The organism is Micromonospora sp. NPDC005206 (assembly GCF_040608175.1).
GTDB lineage: Bacteria > Actinomycetota > Actinomycetes > Mycobacteriales > Micromonosporaceae > Micromonospora.
Window position 1 is genome coordinate 1 of sequence record NZ_JBEXHU010000047.1, and the last position, 15080, is coordinate 15080.

Genomic DNA, 15080 nt, shown 5'->3' on the forward strand with positions numbered 1-15080 from the left:
TCCGCCGACGCCGCCACCAAGCCCGCGCCAAGGCCAGCCACTACACCCGACAAGCCCTCATCGAGCCATGATCACGATCCCCGGCTGGAGTACTAAGCAACCGTCTCAAGACGCAAGAGTCGTTGATCTGAAAAGCAGATCCTGCACAACCATGCACAGTAGCCACCGCAACGGCCGCGGCCGAGCGAAGTGGGCGGCGCGCTGCACGCCCGCCCTGGACCCTTCGCCATCACCTTCGCGAAGGCCTCATTATCCGCAGCACCGCCAACGACCACGCCGCATGGATTACATCGGAAACCGGTCACTCCCTCCCCCGGGCTGAAGTACTGGGTGGGAAGATGCGCCGATGCCGCTGACCTTTCCGTCGCACCCGGGTGTGGTACTCCCGCTCAAACTCTGGCGACCCCGCTGGTTCGACGGTGTCGCGCTGACGACCGGTGCGGTCGCACCCGACGTCAAGTACGCGTTCCTCGGGGTCGGACCGGAGTGGCAGAGCCACACTCTCACCGCGCTGGTGTGGTGGTGTCTGCCGGTGGCGCTGCTCGGCGCGTGGCTTGTCCGCGCCACCGTCGCGACCCTCGCCGCCCACCTACCCCACCTGGGTCCGTTCGCGCTGCGCGACTACGGCGTGCTCGCCACAGTGCGCTATCGATGGCAGATCACCGCAGGATGTGCGCTGCTCGGCGCGGCCAGTCACATCGGCTGGGACTACCTCACCCACACCGTGGCGTGGCAGCGCATCGTATTCGGCACCGACTGGGACTCGGTCAGCGAGATCGCCTGGTGGACGGTGTCCGACATCCCCAGCACTCTCTTCGGGGCGCTGGTCACGCTCGGCGTCGCCGTCGTGATCGGCCGCCGCCGGCTGCTTCGCGACTGGCACGGCACCCCACAGCCAACCCGCACCCGCTCGATGATGTTCTGGTCCGTCGCCGGCGCCGTCGCAACCATCGGGTACGCCCTGACCCCGCTGCTGCCAGCCGCGGAACTGCCATGGGCGACTGTCGTACGGCTACTGTGCGTCACGGCTGGGGCGCTGCTCGTCGCCGCTGTGGCGGTTCAAGCAGTGAACGCCAAGACCGCCCCCGCTGAGACCCGGACGCAAGAACCTGGCAGCAAATCGGAAGTGCCGCCCTCGTCGCCGAGCGCCTCGCCGCCGCCACGATGAACGCTGCCCGATCGCCGCAGCGGTACGCTGCTGCGCCGCAAGGAGGGTGGAGATTCAACCGCTGCGGCAGCCAACCTACCGGGCCTGGCGGGCTTGCAGCATCGGTCGCACCGGCCGATTTCGTGTCCGCCTCAGACCTCCCCGGAGGTGGAGCGAAGGTCGGTGTGTGAGCCGGCGATCGTAGCTGCGGCTGTGGCGAGCTCTTCAGGTGTCACGCGAGCCGCAAGGTGGGTTGCGATGCCCCCCAGGTTTAACTCGCGCACCCGGTCGACGTCGACGTCGTTAGCCCGCAGGTGCTCTTCAACCGGCCAGTAGTTGTCCAACCGTTTCGCGAGCGCGGCCAAGGCCCAGGCGAGGTCGACAGCGGGAAGTCTGACGGCCCCGCTGCCGCTGCTGACCTGCTGCCCGTAATCGGCGGCCCACAACTCCAGGCCCCAGCCGGGCCAGCGAGCCGGCCACGTCTCGGTCACTCCCTTCAAGGGGATGATGCTCCAGAGACCGGCACGGCGCGCCGAAAGGTCGAGGTGAAGTCCCGCGGTCGGAATGGTCCGGCACGAGGAAACGAGGTGGCGGCCGTCGAGTTCGGCCATCAGCTGCGGGCCGCCCAGCCAGGGACGCTGCGCTCCCTCGGTCAGTCCATAGGCGCGGCGACCAGCGTCGTCGAGCACGCTGACCAGAAATTCGATCGGCCCATCGGACCAGCCTTCGCCGTCCTCGTACAGGGCCGGCCGCGCAGGCATCCGCTGCCGCACCGCCTGGCGGTCCTGGCCGAGGTATGCCACGAGATCGCCGATTCCGTCGTAGGCCCAACGTATCTTCCAGCCAGCCCAGGTACGCCCGTACGCTTCGAGTAGCGCGGCCCGATAGTCGTACCGGCCGCCGAGGGCGACATGACCGAGCAGACTGAACATCAGCAGCGTGCGGTGATCTACGTCAATCAGCACGCCGCCTTCGCAGGACAGGTCATCGAACCACTCGTCCGTCCGACAGTCGTCGAGCTGGTCGAGCCACCGCAGCGCGGCCGCGGGACCGATCGCGAAGTGATAGTCGAGGCTGTAACCAGCCCCGCCGCCCTGCGCATACAGCTGGTGGCGCCCATTGCGAATCACGACGTAATTCACTCTGCTACCCATGGCCGCCGATGCTATGGGGCGGCCCTCCGGAGCTGTTAGCGTTGTGGTTCACCATGCGGCTGCCGCTGTACCTACTTCTCACCCACGGACCCAAGCCGGTTTCATTGTCTTCGTGGCGCCTTCGACTGTCGCGAGACCGGCGGCATACGGCCTCGGGCCCCGCGTTGTCTAGTGCCTTACGCGACGACGACCGCCAGCACATGCAGCTACCGACCCGTCTCTACCGGGTCACGCTGCCGGTAGACCTGGATGCCGTGGTCGCTTTTGCGGTAATCAGGATGGCATCAGGGCGAGGCGTAAGAGTTTGACAGCTTCGAACCTGGGCTAGCTTGAGCGGCTGCGGCCAGCGCGGGATCGGTGGTCGTGCCGGGCCAGGACGGTGTAGCAGGCCGCGAGGACGATCGCGGTCGTCATAGCGGCACCGCCGGCACGGGTGACGGCCAGGAACACCATTCGCTGCGGTGCCACCTCTTCCGTGGCGGCCAGCGCGGCGCCGGCTGCGGCGGCGAGGCCGATGGCCGTCCAGGCCAGCACCACGAGCACCCGCTCGGCCGACGGCCACTGCGCGGTCGCCGTCGCGGGCGACTGCGTACGCCACCATCGGACCAGCCAGACCACGACGACGCAAGCGCCGACGACGTCGCTCACCCGCTGCGCCCAGCGATAGCCGGGCATGCCGAGGTGCGACTCGGCCAGCCAGCCGATGTGCGCGGTACCCCACATCCCGTCGTGTGTGAACGAGTCCCACAGCACGTGGGTCGCCGCGCCGAGCACCAGCGAGACGACCAGTATCGCCACGCGGACAGCCGGCCGATGACGGTGACGCGCGGGCGGGGGTAGGCGATCGCGTAGCCGGATCGGCGAGATGGCGATCAGGAAGCGGGCCAGCAGCCCATGCCGCAGGGCCACTGCCGCCAGACCCAGCACCACGTCGACGCCGAGGACGCCGGCGAGCGAGTGGGTCAGCGTCGCCTGCACCGGCAGCGGCAGGTAGTAGGGCAGGTCGGGAACCATGCTCCCGAGCACGAGGGCCGACGGCGCCAGCCAGGCTGACCGCGCCAGCGGCAGCACGGCCGCGACGTGACTACCGGTGAACGGCACCTCGCCTCCCTCGCTTGGATGGATCCTGGTGCGCTGTCACCGCCGGCTGGCGGTGTACAGGCCGGGCACCACGGTGCGGCTGTCGCCGCGGGGGTCAGCCGCGCAGGGAGCCGCTGCTCTTACCGGCGGGGTCCATTGCGACGCAGGTGACATTGTGGTCACCTCTCATCCACGCCGGCTGCGTCGGATAGAGAACGAAGAGCTCCCAGGATTCAAAGTCCGCCGTCGGGGCGTAGGACTCGGGCAGGTGGTCCCTGGCCAGCGCTAGCCCTCGCTGCCGTTGGCGGCCTCGGCCACCACCTCAATGTCGTCCTCGACGTCAAGGAGTGCGCGGAATCCGCTGCGAAGGAGCGGCTGGTCGTCGACCAGCAGGACACGGATCATGACATTTGATCCACGGGAAGGTCGGCTTGGACGGTGAAGCCGCCCTCGCGGCGCGGCCCCGCGAGTAGTTGGCCTCCGAGGGCGGTGACTCGTTCGCGCATCCCGAGAAGCCCGACGCCGGGCACCGGCGCGGTGTCCGGCGTGGCCTTGCCGTCGTCATCGACGCGGATCGCGAGGGCGTCGGGACGGTAGTCGATCCGGACCGACGCCGTAGCGGCGGCGGCGTGACGGGCGATGTTGGTCAGCGCCTCCTGAACGATCCGGTAGGCGGTGCGGTCCACCGCTGCCGGCACGTTGTTGCGGTGTCCCTCGATCGTCAGCGTCGTGTCCAGGCCGGTCGCACGGACCCGTTGCACCAGTTCCGGGACGTGGTCGAGCCCATGCGGCGGGTTCTTGTCGTCGTCGCGCAGCGCCTCCAGGGTCGCTCGCAGTTCCCGGGCCGCCTCACGACCGGCCTCCCGGATCGCCAGCAGGGCCTCCGGCACCTGTTCACCCCGCTTGCGGGCCAGGTGGACAGCGACTTCGGCCTGCACCTTGATGACGGAGATCTGGTGGGTAAGCGAATCGTGCAGCTCCCGCGCGATGTGCAGCCGCTCCTCGTTGGCGCGGCGCCGCGCGGTCTCCTCGCGGGTGCGCTCGGCCTCGTCCCGCCCGGCGCTCGGCCTGTCGCAGCGCTTCACCCGCCGCACCGGCGGCGATCAGCCAGGCCAGCTCGAGGACACCTCGGGCCCGCGCGAACGCCTCGCCCGTGTCGTGCAGGCCCGAGGCCATGGCCGCGAGGGGAAGAGCAGCCAGCATGATCACGCTCGTCGCCACCGTGATAGTGCGGTGTCCCGCCCGCTCGGCGGCGTACACCGCGAACAGGTACGCGACGGCAGGCACGTCGAAAGCGGCCGCCTGGTAACCCACCGCGCACAGCCCGGTGACGGCCAGGACGGGAACCGGCGCGCGGCGGCGCGCGGCCAGCGCCAGGCCGCCGGCCGTCAGCAGCGCGTAGCCGAGCAGGTCGAGGTTGGTGGCGGAGTGCTGCCCGGACAGCCCGGTGACCAGCAGGATCGCCGCCACGCCGGCGGCGATCGCCCAGTCTCTGACACCGATCCGTCCCCTGCTCATGCGCGCACCCTAACTGGGTGTCTGCCCTGGCGACTCCTGCGCGCGGATGAACGGCCGGGTACCGCACACGCGGTACCTTCCCGGCTTCTGCGGCATCCGCGGCAGCCGGATGCGCCGCTTGCGGCAGCGTGAAGTGCCCGCGTCAGCAGGACGACAGGTGGTGGGTCCGCCGGACAGGATCAGGCGACGTCCAGTCGTAGGAAGATGAGGAGAACCTCATGACCGTCCGTCGCCTGCTTACCGCAGCCGCCGCCGCCCTGCTCGGCGTCTTCGTGTTTGCCACACCAGCGGCCGCGCAAGTCTGTGCGACGAAGGCAGAATGCGCGGGCCAGGGTGTCGATACTTTCATCGGGACCCCCGAGCGAATCTGGGCCAGCGTTGCCGCACTGGTGGCGCTGGTCGGCGTGGTCATCGGCGGGCTGGCGCTGCGCTCCGTCCGTCGTATCGGCAACGGCGGGAGGAAGGGGGCCATCGTGGCCCTGGTGACGGGGCTGACCGGCGCGGTCAACGGAGCGGTGAATCTGGCGGTCGCCGACGGTGGTCTCGGCACCGGCAACGGAGTAGCCGGGGGTGCCTTGGCCCTGGTGCTGGGGCTGGTCGGCGTGGTCCTCGGCTGGCTGGCTCTGGCCCGCTCCCACCGCACCGGCTGACCGGCTGACCGGCTGACCGGCTGACCGGCTGACCGGCTGACCGGCTGACCGCAGGGAATACGAGCGCCGTTCGGTTCTGCCTGACGACCGCCGCGCCAAGTTCCAGCGCGCCGTACGCGTCCGTCCCAGCCTCATGCTCGGATAACTGCCCTCAGCCGCAGACTTACCGGCGAGCGCGCATTCAGCAGGCATTCAGTCACGCAGCGCTGCGTGGCACTTGGTAGCTGCTTCCTTCACGGCACCCCAACTCAGGAAGGAGAACGATGCGACACACCATCTCGATCTGGCGAACACTCGCTGCCGGCCTCGCCGGAGGCATCGCGTTCCTGCTGGGCACGTTCGTCACATTCCGCCTGCTCGGCGGTTCACGCCTAGGCGCGGAAGGGTTGTTGTTCGACCCCGACACCCAGCATCCCAAGGTCATCACCGTGTGGAAGGAACTGGAGCCACTTCCACGGATTCTGGAGAATCCGCTGATCATCCTCGGCGGGATGCTCGCGTTCGGGATCGGCTACGCCTTCGTCTACCGGTCCATCGCTCCCGCATGGACGACGGGCCTGCACAGCAGGGCATGGCGGCTCGGCCTCATCGTGTGGCTGGGCACCGTGTTTGCCGAGTTCATGGGCTCATTCAACGTGCTGCACCAGCCCCTGAGCCTCAGCGTCCTGGCCTGGGCGATGTGGGCGGTATGCGCCTTCGCCGAGGCGTACGCGTTGGTGTTCGTGTTGGACCGCGGCCTGTCCAAGGGCGGTGAACAAGGCGAACGCGGCCTCACGCATCGCTCCACCGCGGCCGAACCCCATACCTGACGCCAACTGGGTGGAGACGCCAATGAACATCACTGTGTTCGGCTCGACGGGCCGCACCGGTCGCCACATCCTCAACCTAGGATTTCGCCGCGGCCACCGCATCACCGCCTTCACCCGGCCGTGTTAGCGGCCAGTGGAACATCCTCATGTGCGGCCAGTTGGTGAGGAGCTAGCTGGCCGTGACGGCTTACCGGCCATGACGGAGTCGCGGTGGCTGGTCAACCTCGTCAGCGTAAGTTTCAGCGCCTACGCCCGTCGAGTGCGTGATCCGGGCTTGCCCTACGGCACCGGGTGTCGGCGCTGCGCTCCTGTTCAGATGTACCGGCGGCCGATCGACTTTCACGCACACTGAGCTTCCTTGAGAAACTGGCCCGGGCCGTTCCAGGGTGAGGAGGGGGATATGACACGTCCAGAAAGGGTGCTCGTCACTGGTGGTACCGGCGTGCTGGGTCGCGAGCTGGTACGTCGGCTACAGGATCGAACCGAGGTGCGGGTGTTGAGCCGTCGCCCATCTCAGGGACCTGGATTCATCCAGGGTGATCTCGAGACCGGCGCGGGCCTGGCCGCAGCGGTCGAGGATGTGGATGCCATCGCCCACTGCGCGAGTGCGGCCGACTACCGGCGACCGCAGCGGGACGTGACCCAGCTCCGGCAGCTCCTCGACGCGACAGGTGGAGCGCGGCCGCACCTGGTGTATGTCTCGATCGTCGGAGTGGAGCGGGTTCGGTTCGGGTTCTTCCAGGCCAAGCTAGACACCGAGCGGCTCGTCGAAGCCTCCGGCCTGCCATGGACGATCCTGCGGGCCACCGAGTTCCATGATCTGATGCTGATGTTCTTGATGCGACTCTCCAAAGGTCCGGCCGCCGTGGTGCCGCGGAAGTCACTGTTCCAGCCAGTCGACGTGGGCGATGTCGCCGAGCGAATGGCCGAACTCGTCATGGGGCCTGCGGCAGGCCGCGTTCGCGAGCTCGGCGGGCCGAAGGTCGAGTCGATGGCGGACCTGATGCGCGCCTATCTCGCCGATGCACAGCGCCGCCGCCCAGTCATCAGGATCCCCTTGGGGGGAAGGCTGGGCGCGGGGTTCGGCTTGGGTGGCCACCTGCTCACCGATGGTGACCGCGGCACGGTCACGTTCGCCGATTACCTACACGCGCGTAGTGACGCTGACGGCCTCCTCGGCCATCCCTACCGCTAAAAGCGTGGGACCTGCTGCAGGCGTCCAGGCCAGCCGGGCGGGACCTCACCGACCAAGCCGACGTCGACCTGGTCGATGAACATGTCCGACGCGTACGCCACCAGATCGCTTCCGACCGGTCAGCTGGGCGGCAGGTCCTCGAAAGCCTGGTCTACGACAAACCGCCCATGGACTCGGCGACCGCCGCAGCTCTGCTCGGCGCGGCAGACCGCATCCTCGCCAGCGACATCGCGACCGCCCGCCAACTCCTACACGAAATTTGCGACGCGGCGTTGTTCCCCCACCACTAGACCAAGACATTCCTCAGCGGCGACGGCCGCTGCTCGGCAGACATGCTCTCTCGCCGGGATCGAAGCCGGCCCAACACGTGATCCGACGAGCCGGGCTCCCACTAGTGAGTACGCCAGTCCAGGGCGTCGAGCAGGGCTGCTGCCACGGCCAACCGGTTTGTCGCACCAATCCCGTCCAGCGCCCTGTGCATAACCTCCTCGGCGTCCTCGGACAGTTCCTGCGGACCGAGCATCGGCAGCATCAGGATGAGCCGCTGCGCCCAGGTCAGCCGCTCGTCCGGCAGCGCCGCCGCGGCGAGCAGTTCGGCCCAGGTCATCGCGGACGTGAACCCGTGGCCCGCCGATTACGGCGAGTTCGGAGGCTTGGCCTTCTGCGGGTAAATCGTCTCGTGACGGGCCAGCATGGCAACGAACTCGCCGATCTTCCGCTCGCGGGTCTGCGCCCGCTTGACGGCATTGACGCGGTGGATGAGAGCGAACCGGTTGGTTTTGGTGAGTACGTCGAACATGGCCTGGGCGGCAGGGTCGGCAGCGATGGCGGCGAGTAGGTCGGCCGGTACCTCGGCTTCCGACGGTGGGGCGTAGGCGGCCGCCCACCGCCCGTCCGCCTTCGCGGCTTCTACCGCGACGCGGCCTGGGGGCAGCATTCGTCCCTGCGCTTCCAGCCGGGTTACGTGGGCGACGTTGCGTTGTGACCAGGAGCTGCGGGGCCTGCGAGGGGTGAACCGGATCCAGGAGGTTTCCTGGTCCCGTTTACGGGCCTGCCCGTCGATCCAGCCGAAACACAGGGCCTCGTCGACCGCCTGCTGCCAGGTCAGGGTCGTGACTGTGCCGCCCTTCTTGGTCAGGGCGAGCCAGACACCGGGCGACGTGGCGTGGTTGGCCGACATCCACGCGCGCAGCGCGTCGGCGTCCGCGACGATCAACTCATCCAGCTCTGCGCTCGCCATGACGGCAGGCTAACCGCTGCACCGTGGCCGCAGCCTCTGCCTGTGGGCCAGCCCGACTCGCCGGGCTGCCGGCGCGCCGGTCGCTCGGCGGACCGTCGGGGGCAGGACCTCGATGCTCAGGACGATCTCGACGTCGGGCCGGCATGTCAGACTCCTCGTGCACGTACGGCGAGCGTCGTCCACGACCACGGGTCTCTGACAATCGCCAGCGCCATCCACGGTGGCGGCCGGACGCCGTAGGAGCTGGCGACGCCCGGCGATCCAGCCGCGCACCTCAACCGCTCGGTCTGCGGCAGATCGGTAAACCTGACCTTCGTCGACGCCCAGCGACGGGTGAGGTAAAGCGCCCGGCAGCTATCCGAACGCATTGAGATCGGCAGGGCCGCATACCGGTCGTCTCGAGCTGGTGGCGTCGGCGGCGATCAGTTTCCTGATCAGAAGGGGGGTGCGTCCTCGCCCATCAACGCCAGCACGACGCCTCCCTTCCCGCTCTTGAGGCTCTGGACCACGACCTTGCCGGTGCTGCCGTCGGGCAGCTCCAACGTAAAGGTCTTCCCGACCGCGTTCTTGGGGCCATTGCCGGCGCTGTTGGCGGGTCGGAAGTCGCCTGCCCACGGCGGGGTCCCACCCTTGCGGGCGGGCTCGGCGAAGAGCGCGGCGGTGCCGGGGGTCCTGGTGCCGTCCGACGATAGAAGCACTGAGGCGCTGCGATAGGTAGCCATATACACCAAGGCTATCCCGGACTGCGCTCGTTCGCGCCACGACAACTGCGCCGTAACGCGAACGGCCACGGGGAGCGACCTTGATCTGCTCTCACCCCTTGGGCTGACCGTGCGTCGGCCGTGGCCCGAGCTAGACCCCGGTCGCCGAACCTGCAGCTTCGGCGGTCGACAGCCCGCCGGCTCGGTCGACGTCTCGCCACCGCGTCCGCACGTGCCCGCACCAGGCCCAGCCGCCTCGCAGGTTGTCGGCGCGCCGATCGGCGGCATGTGAGTGAACCAGTCGCGCCCGCTTTGAGTAGAAATGCCCATGGCTCTGCGCGCTTCTCGGCCTGTACGTTGATTCCTCGGGCCGACTGCAATCGGTCGACTACCGTTCGTAACGGCTGCGACGCCTTCCGCCGACTCCGGTGAGCCGGCCCGGAAACCGCGGATTCGCTGACCCGACTGGAGTGTTAAGCATCGCGGCGGTGGAAAGTGAGAGCGGCGAGCGTTAGGGCGGAGAGTGTCCAAGTGATCGTGGCGGCGGCGCCGCGGGACGGGTCGAGGGCGGCGGTGTCTGGCAGGTAGGCGGCGCTGGTGCCGGTCCGGGCCCGAAGCAGCGGGCCCGCGATGAAGTACAGACCGAGCAGCAGAACCACGGCGGGCACTGCGCGGCGGACGACGCCGGCGACTGCCGCCCCCAGCAGCGTGGTGAGCGTCAGGTACGCGGTCGCGGCGGGCGTCCAGGTGGCCCCATAGGCCGGCAGGGTGCTGGTGGCCGCCGTCGCGGCGGCCACCGGGAGCGTCAGAGCAGCCAGCGCGAGGGCTTTCGCCGCCTGCAGTGGCAGGCGCCGGGGCATCGCGAGCAGTGTGGTGCGGATCTGGCCGCCCTCCTGGTACTCGGACGCGGCCGCCAGCACGCCGAGCACCAGGAAGCCGGCCTGGGTGTAGCCGAGCGGGGCCAGGGCGGCGTCGTCGCCGAGCGGCTCACCGCGGGACTCGGCGGATGCGTACGCGTACGTCAGCAGCAGGTTGGCGGTCCAGGTCAGCAGTGCGGTCAGGCGCAGCGACGGCAGGGTCAGCAGTTTGCGCAGCTCAGCGCGGGCGGTGTTCATACGTCTCGCCGCTGAAACAGGACGGCGCCGACCGCGAGTAACGCGACGACCCAGGCCGTCATCACCAGGCCGGCGGTCACCGGGGCGATCTCGACGGGGAAGTCCGCGCTGCGGATGAACATCTGCGCTCCGACGATGTCCGGCAGGTAGGAGGCGAGGTCGGTGACCTTCGTCAGCAAGTACGACACTGAGACGACGGAGCTGTTGATGATCAGCAGCGTCAGCGGCACGATGCCGTTGCGAGTGATCAGCGCGATCGCGCACGCCAGTAGTGCGGTCAGCGTCCAGTAGAGGATCGCGGCGGCCACTCGGGCCGGGGCGGGTGCCGGCGCGTGTTCGCCGTGCAGCACCTGGGTGAGGGTGAGTGTGGCGGCTGCGGTCACCGCTGCCTGTGCCGCGACGACCAGCACGAGCGCGGTGGTCTTCGCCACCAGCAGACGCAGCCGGTCGGGAACTGCGGCGAGCGTCGCGGTGAGCTGGCGGGCGCCGGGGGCGTCCTGACCGGTGGACGTGTATTCGCTGCTCACCACGATCACGCCGAGGACCATCGGACCGATCAGGCCGATACCCAGGTCGCGTAGGCCCAGGTCGGACGTGTCGGTGAGGGTACCGGCGGCGATCGCGCGGCGGGTGTACGGCGCGTTCAGCAGGACGACCACGGGTGCTATCAGCGTGCCCAACACCAGGCCGACCCAGGCGGTGGGCAGGCCGAGCAGCTTACGGAGTTCGGCGCTGACCAGGCTCACCACGGGCCACCCGCCTCGGTAGCGGTCAGCGCGAAGAAGGCGTCCTCGAGCGTGCGATGACCGCCGGTGACGTCGGCGAGTCTGCCTTGGATCACGATCCGGCCCTTGTCGATCACGATGACGTCGTCGGCGATCTCGGCCAATTCGCTCATCAGGTGGCTGGAGAGTAGGACCGTGCGGCCCTGCGCGGCGCTGTCTCGGAGGAACTCGCGCATCCAGCGAATCCCGGCCGGGTCGAGGCCGTTGACCGGTTCGTCCAGGACCAGCACCTCAGGGTCGCCGAGCAGCGCGGTGGCGAGCCCGAGCCGGCGGCTCATGCCGAGGGAGAAGCGGCCGGCGCGCTTCCGCGCGTCGCCGGTCAGGCCCACGACCTCGAGGACCTCGTCGGCGCGGGAGTCCGGCAGGCCGTTGCTGGCGGCTACCCAGCGCAGGTGGGCGCGGGCCGTGCGGGCTCGGTGCGCGCCGCTGCCGTCGAGTAGCGCGCCGACCGTCGTGAGCGGACGGTCCAGTTTCCGATACGGGCGCCCGCAGATCAGCGCGGTCCCGCTCTGCGGGCGGTCCAGGCCGAGCAGGATACGTAGCGTCGACGTCTTGCCGGCTCCGTTCGGCCCGAGGAAGCCGGTGACCCGGCCGGGTCGGGCCTCGAAGGTGACGTCGTACAGGATCTGCGTCCTGCTCTTGGTCTTGCTGACGCGATCGATCGTGATCATAAGCCGAGTCAACCGGTGTTCCGGCCCTCACACATCGGACCGTTCTCGGATCCTGACGGCCGAGTCGGTCCACGGACCGTCAGACCTTGGTCTGAGAACTACAGTCGGGGTGGTGAACGCCCATCCGCGCCCCTCCGGGCGGTCCAGGGCCGTGCCGGTGGTTGCCGTGGTGATCAGCGTGCTGGTGATGGCCATGTGCACGGTCGGCGCGCAGGGCCCGTTCGCGGTCGTACTGCCGCCGCTGATAGTCGGCGGCGCTGTCGCGGCTGCGGTATGGGCGGTGCGGCGGTCACGCGCCGACCGAACCGCCTACGAATCGCGGCTGACCGCCTGGGCCGCATCCGAGGCGGTGCTCGCCGAGCGGTTGCGGATTGCCCGCGACCTGCACGACATCGTCTCGCATGGCTTGGGTCTGATCACGGTCCGCGCCGCGGCCACCCGGCATCTACCCAAGCCTGCCGAGGTGGAGGTGGCGCTCACCGATATCGAGGACGCGAGCCGGCACGCGACAGCCGAGCTACGCCGCATGCTCACGGTCCTGCGTGAGCCGTCGGCCGCCAGCCGCCGTGCGCCGGTGGACAACCTCGACGACTTGCCCGGCATCGTGCACGGGGCGTCGCTCGCAGGGCTTCGGACACGGCTGACGGTCGAGCCGCTCGGCCCGGTATCGCAGGGTGTACAAGTCGCCGTCTGCAAGACCGTGCGGGAGGCGCTCAGCAACGCGGCGCGGTACGCGGGACCGACGGACGTGCGGGTGCGGGTGTATCGGGACGAAACATACGTGGTGGTCACGGTGGCGGACACCGGCCCGTCAGTCGACGGATGGCGGGCATCGCCGGGCGCCGGACACGGGCTGGCCGGGTTACGGGAGCGGGTCGGCAGTCTCGGCGGCACGCTGTCGGCGGAGCACGTCGACGCGGGCTTCCGCCTCACCGCGCGGATCCGGGACGAGGCGGCGTGAGCGGCATCCGCGTGCTTCTGGTGGACGACCAGGCGCTGCTCCGACACAGCCTCGCCGTGATTATCAACAACGAGCCGGACTTGGCCGTCGTCGGCGAGGCCGGCGACGGCGCGCACGCCGTGGCGTGCGCCCGCACCACCCGCCCCGACGTCATCCTGATGGACGTCCGGATGCCGCACCTCGACGGCCTCGAGGCCACCCGTCGCATCTGCACCGACCCAGCGCTGTCCACTGCCCGCGTCCTGGTCCTGAGCATGTTCGAGCTCGACGAGTACGTCTACGAGGCGCTGCACGCGGGCGCGTCCGGTTTCCTGCTCAAGGACGCCCGCCCCGACGAGCTGATCGAGGCGATCCGCCGCACCCACCGTGGTGAATCGCTGTTCGCGCCGTCGATCCTCACCCGGCTCGTCGCGCACTACGTCACGGCGCCCCGACCGGATCGGCCGACGCCGGCACTGCGGCGGCTGACCGGCCGTGAGGTCGAGGTGCTGACACTGATCGGCGGCGGCTTGTCGAACGACGAGATCGCAACTGCCCTGGCGATCTCGGTGAAGACGGTGAAGACGCACATCACGCACCTGATGGCGAAGCTGGCCGTGCGAGATCGGGCACAGCTCGTGATCGCGGCGTTCGACGCGGGGCTGGTCCGGCCACGCCGCTGAACCCGAACGCGGCGATCTGCGTCGATCATCTGGCTCTGACACAAAAGCAGTGATGCCCGGTCCGCGTTGTTTGTTGGCGATGCGGCAGTCTAATGCCGGTGTCGCTCTGACCCGATGAAGATATTGCCTCCGCAGCTGTGATCGATGGGGTGATCCATCACAAGAGGTCCTGCGGGTTCGCGCTCGTACGCTGGCAGCGGCGGGGGCGTGTCCGCAGTGCGGCCAGCCGACCCGGCGCGTGCACGCCTTTCACCAGCGGCGCCTGGCTGATCTTCCCATTTGGTGGCCGGGGCATGGTCGTGGAGCTGCACGGCGAGAATTCGGTGAGGTTCGGCGACGGTAATTCTCATCCCGTCCACTGGGACTTGGCGTTGGGTCCGCAGCGGCGGTCGCGGGTCGCCCGCCTGCTCCGTCAGCTGGTGCACTCACATCGGCACGAGCGGGCGGCGCAGCCCGCCGGGCAAGGTGACAGAACGTAGCGCCCGGTCGGCGGCAGATGAGCACGGTCACCGGCGCGGAGTTCGCGCGCACCTAGAAAACGGAGGTGCGGGACACCGTCGGGTGGCACGATGCTCGGCGTGTCACCCAACCGACAGCCCGAGTTGCGTCCCGCCTATCCGATCCGGACCGAGCGTCTGTTGCTACGTCCGTTGACCGTCATCGACGTCGACGCCCTGCTGGCCTACCGAAGCCGGCCCGATGTCTGCCGCTACGTGCCCTTCGAGCCGATGGACCGTCAGCTGATCGGCGAACGACTCGCGGCGCAGTGGGCCACTATCGCACTCACCGACGAGGGCCAGGCCTTGACGCTCGGCATCGAGCTCGCCCGAACCGGCGGACTCGTCGGCGACGTGGTCCTGTTCTGGCACAGCCGGGAGCACCGCGGCGGGGAAATCGGATACATCCTGAACCCCGGCTTCGCCGGCCATGGCTACGCCACCGAAGCGGCACACGCGCTACTTCGACTCGGCTTCGACGAGCTGGGCCTGCACCGCATCGTCGCCCGCCTCGATGAGCGCAACGGTCCCTCAGCGAAGGTGGCGCGCCGGCTCGGGATGCGACAGGAGGCCCGCCTGGTCCACAACGAGCTTTTCAAAGGCGAATGCAGCACCGAACTCGACTTCGCCATGCTCGCCGACCAGTGGCCCGCCCACCGCGACCGCATCGCCAACGGGCGGCAACACCGCGATATGGACGAATCGATCATCGAAGCGCCAGCGGTGCCTTGAACGCTCGGTAATCGGCAGTTCCGGATGGCGAGCGGCAGCTCCAGCCGTCACGCTGCGTGCCGCGCGGTTCGCGGCAGACATCCCAGGATTCAAAATGTCAAGCGGCTGCTGTGCTGTGGTGAGCCCAGGCCTTGTGTTCGTCGTAGATTGAGCGGGTCTTGAG

Annotated in this window: 18 protein-coding genes and 1 pseudogene; 8 read left to right on the forward strand and 11 right to left on the reverse strand. The window is 69.0% G+C overall.

All coding sequences use genetic code 11. The features are described from left to right. Nucleotides 1-346: 346 nt before the first annotated feature. Entirely contained in the window at nucleotides 347-1168 is an 822-nt protein-coding gene (locus ABZU69_RS35840; RefSeq protein WP_354968685.1) for a DUF4184 family protein, read from the forward strand. Nucleotides 1169-1299: 131 nt separating this feature from the next. Here the strand turns inward: ABZU69_RS35840 and ABZU69_RS35845 are convergent, their stop codons facing one another. The 5 genes and pseudogenes from ABZU69_RS35845 to ABZU69_RS35865 form a co-directional block, all read right to left on the reverse strand. Continuing rightward, complete coding sequence (locus tag ABZU69_RS35845; protein WP_354968686.1) at nucleotides 1300-2289, reverse strand: hypothetical protein; 990 nt, start codon at nucleotides 2287-2289, stop codon at nucleotides 1300-1302. Nucleotides 2290-2625: 336 nt separating this feature from the next. Next, nucleotides 2626-3402, reverse strand: coding sequence for a DUF4184 family protein (locus ABZU69_RS35850; protein ID WP_354968687.1), 777 nt, complete (start codon nucleotides 3400-3402; stop codon nucleotides 2626-2628). 273 nt (nucleotides 3403-3675) lie between these two features. After that, nucleotides 3676-3786: pseudogene (locus ABZU69_RS35855) on the reverse strand (DNA-binding response regulator); the annotation flags it as partial. Continuing rightward, entirely contained in the window at nucleotides 3783-4376 is a 594-nt protein-coding gene (locus ABZU69_RS35860) for a histidine kinase (protein ID WP_354968699.1), read from the reverse strand. The gene ABZU69_RS35860 and the pseudogene ABZU69_RS35855, both read right to left, overlap by 4 nt. After that, a complete protein-coding gene (locus ABZU69_RS35865) occupies nucleotides 4276-4899 on the reverse strand; it encodes a hypothetical protein (protein WP_354968701.1) in 624 nt (207 codons plus the stop codon). Before ABZU69_RS35865 ends, ABZU69_RS35860 begins: the two co-directional genes overlap by 101 nt. Before the next feature lie 218 nt (nucleotides 4900-5117). Between ABZU69_RS35865 and ABZU69_RS35870 the strand changes: the two genes are divergently transcribed. The 3 genes from ABZU69_RS35870 (at nucleotide 5118) to ABZU69_RS35880 (ending at nucleotide 7553) form a co-directional block, all read left to right on the forward strand. Next, nucleotides 5118-5549 carry a DUF6223 family protein gene (locus tag ABZU69_RS35870; RefSeq protein WP_354968688.1) on the forward strand — a complete coding sequence of 144 codons (432 nt, stop codon included), beginning with the start codon at nucleotides 5118-5120 and terminating at the stop codon, nucleotides 5547-5549. Nucleotides 5550-5812: 263 nt separating this feature from the next. Then, complete coding sequence (locus ABZU69_RS35875) at nucleotides 5813-6358, forward strand: hypothetical protein (protein WP_354968689.1); 546 nt, start codon at nucleotides 5813-5815, stop codon at nucleotides 6356-6358. 400 nt (nucleotides 6359-6758) lie between these two features. Beyond that, nucleotides 6759-7553: an NAD(P)H-binding protein gene (locus tag ABZU69_RS35880; RefSeq protein ID WP_354968690.1), complete on the forward strand. Its 795-nt coding sequence runs from the start codon at nucleotides 6759-6761 to the stop codon at nucleotides 7551-7553. Between the two features lie 391 nt (nucleotides 7554-7944). On the opposite strand, the gene ABZU69_RS35885 is transcribed toward ABZU69_RS35880, so the two are convergent. From ABZU69_RS35885 to ABZU69_RS35910, 6 genes are all read right to left on the reverse strand, one after another. Continuing rightward, nucleotides 7945-8160, reverse strand: coding sequence for a hypothetical protein (locus tag ABZU69_RS35885; RefSeq protein ID WP_354968691.1), 216 nt, complete (start codon nucleotides 8158-8160; stop codon nucleotides 7945-7947). A gap of 27 nt (nucleotides 8161-8187) precedes the next feature. After that, nucleotides 8188-8793 (reverse strand): YdeI/OmpD-associated family protein, encoded by a 606-nt coding sequence (locus ABZU69_RS35890; protein WP_354968692.1) that lies wholly within the window; start codon nucleotides 8791-8793, stop codon nucleotides 8188-8190. A 434-nt stretch (nucleotides 8794-9227) separates the two neighbouring features. After that, nucleotides 9228-9491, reverse strand: a complete 264-nt coding sequence (locus ABZU69_RS35895) for a hypothetical protein (protein ID WP_089016096.1) — start codon at nucleotides 9489-9491, stop codon at nucleotides 9228-9230. A gap of 476 nt (nucleotides 9492-9967) precedes the next feature. Continuing rightward, entirely contained in the window at nucleotides 9968-10609 is a 642-nt protein-coding gene (locus ABZU69_RS35900; RefSeq protein ID WP_354968693.1) for a hypothetical protein, read from the reverse strand. Next, nucleotides 10606-11355, reverse strand: coding sequence for a hypothetical protein (locus ABZU69_RS35905; protein ID WP_354968694.1), 750 nt, complete (start codon nucleotides 11353-11355; stop codon nucleotides 10606-10608). The genes ABZU69_RS35900 and ABZU69_RS35905 overlap by 4 nt, the downstream gene beginning before the upstream one ends. Beyond that, nucleotides 11352-12065 carry an ATP-binding cassette domain-containing protein gene (locus tag ABZU69_RS35910; RefSeq protein WP_354968695.1) on the reverse strand — a complete coding sequence of 238 codons (714 nt, stop codon included), beginning with the start codon at nucleotides 12063-12065 and terminating at the stop codon, nucleotides 11352-11354. The genes ABZU69_RS35905 and ABZU69_RS35910 overlap by 4 nt, the downstream gene beginning before the upstream one ends. 112 nt (nucleotides 12066-12177) lie before the next feature. Between ABZU69_RS35910 and ABZU69_RS35915 the strand changes: the two genes are divergently transcribed. From ABZU69_RS35915 to ABZU69_RS35930, 4 genes are all read left to right on the forward strand, one after another. Next, nucleotides 12178-13026: a histidine kinase gene (locus tag ABZU69_RS35915; protein WP_354968696.1), complete on the forward strand. Its 849-nt coding sequence runs from the start codon at nucleotides 12178-12180 to the stop codon at nucleotides 13024-13026. Next, a complete protein-coding gene (locus tag ABZU69_RS35920) occupies nucleotides 13023-13688 on the forward strand; it encodes a response regulator transcription factor (RefSeq protein WP_354968697.1) in 666 nt (221 codons plus the stop codon). Before ABZU69_RS35915 ends, ABZU69_RS35920 begins: the two co-directional genes overlap by 4 nt. 190 nt (nucleotides 13689-13878) lie before the next feature. Beyond that, nucleotides 13879-14031, forward strand: coding sequence for a transposase family protein (locus ABZU69_RS35925; protein WP_354968700.1), 153 nt, complete (start codon nucleotides 13879-13881; stop codon nucleotides 14029-14031). A 235-nt stretch (nucleotides 14032-14266) separates the two neighbouring features. Next, the gene (locus tag ABZU69_RS35930; protein ID WP_354968698.1) at nucleotides 14267-14917 is read left to right on the forward strand and encodes a GNAT family N-acetyltransferase; all 651 of its coding nucleotides are present in this window, start codon (nucleotides 14267-14269) and stop codon (nucleotides 14915-14917) included. The last annotated feature ends 163 nt before the right edge of the window (nucleotides 14918-15080 follow it).

Bases quoted from the DNA above. Each gene is read 5' to 3' on its own strand.
- ABZU69_RS35840 (WP_354968685.1), top strand. From the start codon at position 347: ATGCCGCTGACCTTTCCGTCGCACCCGGGTGTGGTACTCCCGCTCAAA.
- ABZU69_RS35865 (WP_354968701.1), bottom strand. From the start codon at position 4,899: ATGAGCAGGGGACGGATCGGTGTCAGAGACTGGGCGATCGCCGCCGGC.
- ABZU69_RS35870 (WP_354968688.1), top strand. From the start codon at position 5,118: ATGACCGTCCGTCGCCTGCTTACCGCAGCCGCCGCCGCCCTGCTCGGC.
- ABZU69_RS35875 (WP_354968689.1), top strand. From the start codon at position 5,813: ATGCGACACACCATCTCGATCTGGCGAACACTCGCTGCCGGCCTCGCC.
- ABZU69_RS35880 (WP_354968690.1), top strand. From the start codon at position 6,759: ATGACACGTCCAGAAAGGGTGCTCGTCACTGGTGGTACCGGCGTGCTG.
- ABZU69_RS35885 (WP_354968691.1), bottom strand. From the start codon at position 8,160: ATGACCTGGGCCGAACTGCTCGCCGCGGCGGCGCTGCCGGACGAGCGG.
- ABZU69_RS35890 (WP_354968692.1), bottom strand. From the start codon at position 8,793: ATGGCGAGCGCAGAGCTGGATGAGTTGATCGTCGCGGACGCCGACGCG.
- ABZU69_RS35900 (WP_354968693.1), bottom strand. From the start codon at position 10,609: ATGAACACCGCCCGCGCTGAGCTGCGCAAACTGCTGACCCTGCCGTCG.
- ABZU69_RS35910 (WP_354968695.1), bottom strand. From the start codon at position 12,065: ATGATCACGATCGATCGCGTCAGCAAGACCAAGAGCAGGACGCAGATC.